A 5,087-nucleotide genomic window follows, 5' to 3' on the forward strand; every position below is an offset into this window, starting at 1 on the left:
TCAGTTGGCTGAAAGAGTTCCGTCGTATTGCGACGCGATATGAGAAGTTGGCCCGTAGCTTTTATGCGATGGTATGCGTAGCTTGCATACGCCGCTGTCTACGAGCCGACTTTTCGTACAGAACCTAACGCCGGCCAAGGGCCCCATGAAGCCACTGATTTGCTGTGGGCTCCACTCCCCACGTACCCGACCGGTAACGGCGGCCATCATGCTTGGAAGGCGCTTTGTCCACTTGGTGGTAGTGCGGCGCCGATGATCATTGAGTGTCTGAGCCTGCTCGGGATCATAGCCATCAGCGGTGGCGTTACGGCGAATTTCACGGCTGATCGTGCTGCAGTGGAGGTTCAGCTTCCTGCTAATCTAGCGCTAGCTCATGCCCAAGTCATAGCGGGCGTGGATCTGGTATCGTTGGGTCTGGGCCAGCTGTCGGTATTCCATGCTCTGCTTCACTTTAGTCGGTGAGCCGAGAAGAGTACCGGCGCTGACCCTCCTGCCTGTACCGTGTGCTCCAAAGTGCTGCGGTTATTATATGAATCTAGGAGTCATATAATAGCCATGCGTGTTACGTGTGTAACAAGTTGGTGCTACCGTCTGATAGGGCTCGAGTTTACGGGCTAGTTCACGCTTGTCTATCGCATCTTCATCACCTTTGACTCGCAAGGAACGCCATGTCCCGTTCACAATTTCTGCTCAAGGCTCCCCTGTGGGGTCTTGCGCTATTCACCGGTGCCAAGTCCTTCATCGCTAATCCGCTGATCGGGAGTGAACGTCTGAATCGCCGCGGGCTGCACGTCTGGCGGGTGAAGGCGGCGTCTCGCATCATGCGCTGGCGCATGGCCATGCTCAGTCGCGGCGTGCCGACAGCGGAGAGTGAGGCCTATCTGCGTGATGGCTACCTGCTCAAGCAGAACTTTCTGTCGCCAGAGCTGTTCGCGCAGCTCAAGGCAGAGCTTGAAACCGTGCACGATCACGGTCCCGGTGAGGTACGTGAGTGTTGTCAAGGGGATACCCGCACGCATCGCGTATTGCTGGACCCGGAGACCCTGAGCGGTCTGCCGGTGGCTCGGCAAGTGCTGGCTGACCCTCAGCTCAAGCGTCTGTTGCGTTTCTGCGCTGGCCACCGACGCCTGCCCATCGTGCATCTCGAGAAGGTGTTCAATGGCGCCCGCGAGAGTGATGAGGCAGACCCGCAGAAGTCCCTGCACGTGGATACCTTCCAGCCGACCATGAAGTTCTGGCTTTACCTGGAGGAGGTGAGCGAGCGCAACGGGCCTTTCATGTTCGTGCCCCAATCCACGCAGTTGAACAAGGGCCGACTGGATTGGGAATATCACATGAGCCTGACGGCGCGTGAGCATGCCAATCGCTATACTCAGCGAGGGTCCTTCCGGGTCGAAGAGGGCGCGCTGGCTCGCTTCTGTCTCAATGTGCCCACGCTGTTCAAGGTGCCTGCCAACACGCTGCTGATCGCGGATACCTTCGGCATGCACGGCCGTGGCCCTGCCGAGGCAGGCAGTTCGCGTCTGGCGCTGTGGGGAATGAGTCGCACGACACCCTTCCTGCCGTTGCCGGGGCTGGGCGGCGAATGGCTCAATCGCCTGCAGTATCGTGTGCTCAAAGCAGAGCGGGCGCGGGATGACAAGCGTGCCGCAGCGCGTGGTGTCGAGTCTTCCTGGCATGTCGTGGCGCGTGAGCCCTATCGTGCGCAGGACCCGTCCTGATGTTGGCTGAAGCTTCATCCTTGGCAGGTGTGCGGTGGGTCGTTCTCAGCGATGGTGCTCGACCCACCGAAGATATCTACTTTCTTGAGTCAGCCGCACCTGCTCTTCGCCAGCAGGGGGCCATCGTCGAGCGTTTCGATACACGCCGCTACCACCTGCCTACGCGATGGGCATTGCGGCGCCTGGCAGGCGCCAATCTCCTGATCGTGCGTTCTCTGGGCGAGCGCTGGGTACGCCTGCTCGAACATCATCGTGATCGCTTCGGGCGTATCGTCTATCTGATCGATGATGATCTTGGTGCCGTGACCCGTACCGCTGGATTGCCTGCCGCCTATGTGGCGCGTTTGAGCGGCTTGGCGATGCGTCAGCCCGCACTGCTTGCGCTCGCGGATGAGGTAGTGGCCTGTTGTGAGGCGCTGGTGGCCCAGCTTGGACGAGAGCATGCCAATGTCTCGTTGCTGACACCGCCAATGCTGACGCCGGAAACTGAGCTGGCCGATTTCACTCAGTCTGACTGGACCATCGGCTACCACGGTACCCGTGCGCATCGTGATGATATCGCGCACTTGGCGCCGGCACTCACGCCAGTGATGGAATCACATCCCCAGGCACGCCTCGAGATCATGATGGGGCGGCACGTGCCTGAATCATTTTGCGGTATTGCGCGGCTGGAGACCCCGGAGGCGCTGCCCTGGAAGGTCTTTCAACAGTACCAGGCGACACGCCGTATCCAGATCGGCCTCGCGCCACTTCTGGAGACGCCGTTCAATCGCGGCAAGTCGTGGATCAAGTTTTTCGATATCGCCGCGATGGGCGGTGTCGGTATCTATAGTCGTCGGGCGCCGTATGATGGAATCGTCGAGCATGGCGTCGATGGGCTCTTGGTGGGGGACGGCCCCAGCGAGTGGCGGGCAGCGCTGGAGCAATTGCTGGCTGACCCAGCCGCCACTCAGGCCATGGCAGAGCGGGCATTGCAGAAAGCCCGAGATATTGGCGCTGTAGAGGCGTGTACGAACTTCTGGAGTTCGCGCTGACTTGAGCGAGATGATCCCCCCCTCCAAGGCCCGCAGCTTACCCTGCGGGCCTTGTCGTTTCTGGAGCTGAGAACGACCAATCTGCCACTGCCAGCGGCGATTTATCGCCCAACGGAGGTAACATGTTGATTACACCTGCTACACACCAGCAAAATTTGAGTGGTGTGATGCCCAGAAATCATTAAGCTCAATATAAGCGTCCCAGAGTCAGTGTGTGCTCTCGCTCGCGCTTGTTTGGCGGTGACGCCGAACGTGCCGGGACCATGAATGCCTCGAGTAAAGGAGACTGACATGACCGCCTTCCCGACCACTCCTCGTTGGATCGTACTCAGTGATGAAGCCCAGGCGCTGGAAGATATCTACTTCTTCCTGCCTGCTATGGCCGCGTTGCGCAAGGAAGGCACACGTGTCGAGCGTTTCGAAACCCGCCGCTGGAAGTTCTCCCCCAAGCTTGCCCAGGCGCGCCTTACCGGCGCCTGCCTGCTGATCGCGCGTAGCCTGGGGCGGGAATGGATCGAGATGCTGGAAACACACCGTGAGCAGCACGGTCGTATCTGCTATCTCGTCGATCATCTGTATTCGCCTGAGTTGCTGTCATCTGAGCAGGGTACCTCTACCCCTGAAGCAGGCTCTGAGTCTGAAGCGGCTCAGTTGCAGAAGCGATTGTTCGCGCTGGCGGATGAAATCGTCGTGGTCAGCGAGCAGCTGGAGGCCGCTCTGGCGAGTCTGCATCCCAAAGTCAGCCTGCTAACGCCGCCGTTGATAGGGGCACTGCCGGACCTTCGCCATCTCGATAGTCAGGACTGGTGCATCGGCTTTCATGGCACCCTGGCGCATCGCGACGATATCGTGGCGTTGGCACCGGTACTGCGTGATATTCAGACGCGTCACGACGATACCGAGGTGGAGTTGATGATGGGGCGTCATCTGCCGCTGGCGCTGAGTGACATTCCGCGCCTCAAGTCCATGGAGGCGTTGGGCTGGGAGGCTTTCCAGGACTATTGCTCGCGGCGTCGGATCGCCATCGGTCTGGCACCCTTGATGGAGAATTCCGACAACAGAGCTGCCTCCTGGCTGCGGTTTTTCGATATCACCCGCATGGGAGGGGTGGGCATCTACAGTCGCCGGGCGCCCTATGTGGATTTGATCGAGGACGGCGTCGATGGCCTATTGGTCGGGGATGGCCCGGCAGAATGGACAGCCGCCCTCGAGCGCCTGCTGGGCGACCGTGATGCGACGCGTGCCATGGCGCACAACGCGCAACACAAGGCCCATGAAGTGGGTGATCCGCTGCGGGTGCTGGATTTCTGGCGCGCCCGTTCCACGGTGGCGCGTGCCCGCTAGCGGGCTGGTCTGTAATGGCCGCTATAGATCGCCGAAACGAGATAGCCTGACCGAAATCGCCCGACCCAATCACTGTTTGCTCAAGCGCCGTGCCCCTCAGGGGTGCGGCGCTTTGTTATTATCTAGCCATCTTTTCGTTCTGAGTCATTTGCCCCGTTAAAAGGAGTGCTGCATGGCCACCCCCGAGTTACCCGATGACTTGCCCCGCGCGACGTCGCGAGCATCGCAGAAGGATGCAGAGGTGGCGCACAGTCAGCGTCTCGCGAGCCCAGCGGTCGCCCGCAATCGTGACGTGATTCTCGATGTCCTGCGGGATGTGTTGGCACAGCGGTGTCAGGTGCTGGAACTGGCCAGTGGCAGCGGCGAGCACGCCGTGCATTTCGCCCACGGGCTCCCCCATCTCGAATGGCAACCCAGTGATGCCAGCCCGCGTGCCTTCGAGTCCATCGCAGACTGGCGCGCCGAAGCCGCCTTGTCCAACCTCAAGGCGCCGATCACTTTGGATGTACAGGCCGAGTGGCCTGAGGTGGCCTGTGATGCGCTGGTGGCGATCAATCTGATCCATATCTCGCCCTGGCGGGTCACGTCCGAGCTGATGTTGCAGGCCGGTCGACGCCTTCCGAAGGACGGCGTGCTGTATCTCTACGGCCCCTACAAGCGGGGAGGGCAGCATACAGCGCCGAGTAACGAAGGCTTTGATGTGCAGCTCAAGAGCCGCAACCCGCTATGGGGCGTGCGTGATCTGGAAGCGGTCATCGAGGAAGCGGAGCGCAATGGCCTGACGCTCGAGAAGGTGATCGAGATGCCGGCGAACAATCTGAGTGTAGTATTCCACCGACTTTCTGGCTTATAGGCCTCACTGTCCCCTATCTGCCAGCGTAGTTGTCACCTAAACGGATTGAGAGGTGATCAACGTGCGTTATTCCACAGAGCGTAAGGAAGCCATCCTCAAGAAGATGGCGCCGCCTATGAGCATGACCATCCCGGA

General features: G+C 60.1%; 4 protein-coding genes and 1 pseudogene. 4 read left to right on the forward strand and 1 reads right to left on the reverse strand.

Annotated features, from left to right (window positions below):
- Positions 1–126 precede the first annotated feature (126 nt).
- A pseudogene (locus IZU87_RS18205) lies at positions 127–438 on the reverse strand (helix-turn-helix domain-containing protein); the annotation flags it as partial.
- A gap of 230 nt (positions 439–668) precedes the next feature.
- Between IZU87_RS18205 and IZU87_RS16980 the strand changes: the two are divergent.
- From IZU87_RS16980 to IZU87_RS16995, 4 genes are all read left to right on the forward strand, one after another.
- Positions 669–1,721: a phytanoyl-CoA dioxygenase family protein gene (locus tag IZU87_RS16980; RefSeq protein ID WP_213115330.1), complete on the forward strand. Its 1,053-nt coding sequence runs from the start codon at positions 669–671 to the stop codon at positions 1,719–1,721.
- Entirely contained in the window at positions 1,721–2,755 is a 1,035-nt protein-coding gene (locus tag IZU87_RS16985; protein WP_213115331.1) for a glycosyltransferase family protein, read from the forward strand. Before IZU87_RS16980 ends, IZU87_RS16985 begins: the two co-directional genes overlap by 1 nt.
- A 291-nt stretch (positions 2,756–3,046) precedes the next feature.
- Positions 3,047–4,099, forward strand: a complete 1,053-nt coding sequence (locus IZU87_RS16990; protein WP_213115332.1) for a glycosyltransferase family protein — start codon at positions 3,047–3,049, stop codon at positions 4,097–4,099.
- A 172-nt stretch (positions 4,100–4,271) separates the two neighbouring features.
- Positions 4,272–4,952 (forward strand): DUF938 domain-containing protein, encoded by a 681-nt coding sequence (locus IZU87_RS16995; RefSeq protein ID WP_213115333.1) that lies wholly within the window; start codon positions 4,272–4,274, stop codon positions 4,950–4,952.
- Positions 4,953–5,087: the final 135 nt, after the last annotated feature.

It is taken from the genome of Cobetia sp. MC34, from assembly GCF_018340035.1.
In the GTDB taxonomy this organism is placed as follows: domain Bacteria; phylum Pseudomonadota; class Gammaproteobacteria; order Pseudomonadales; family Halomonadaceae; genus Cobetia; species Cobetia amphilecti.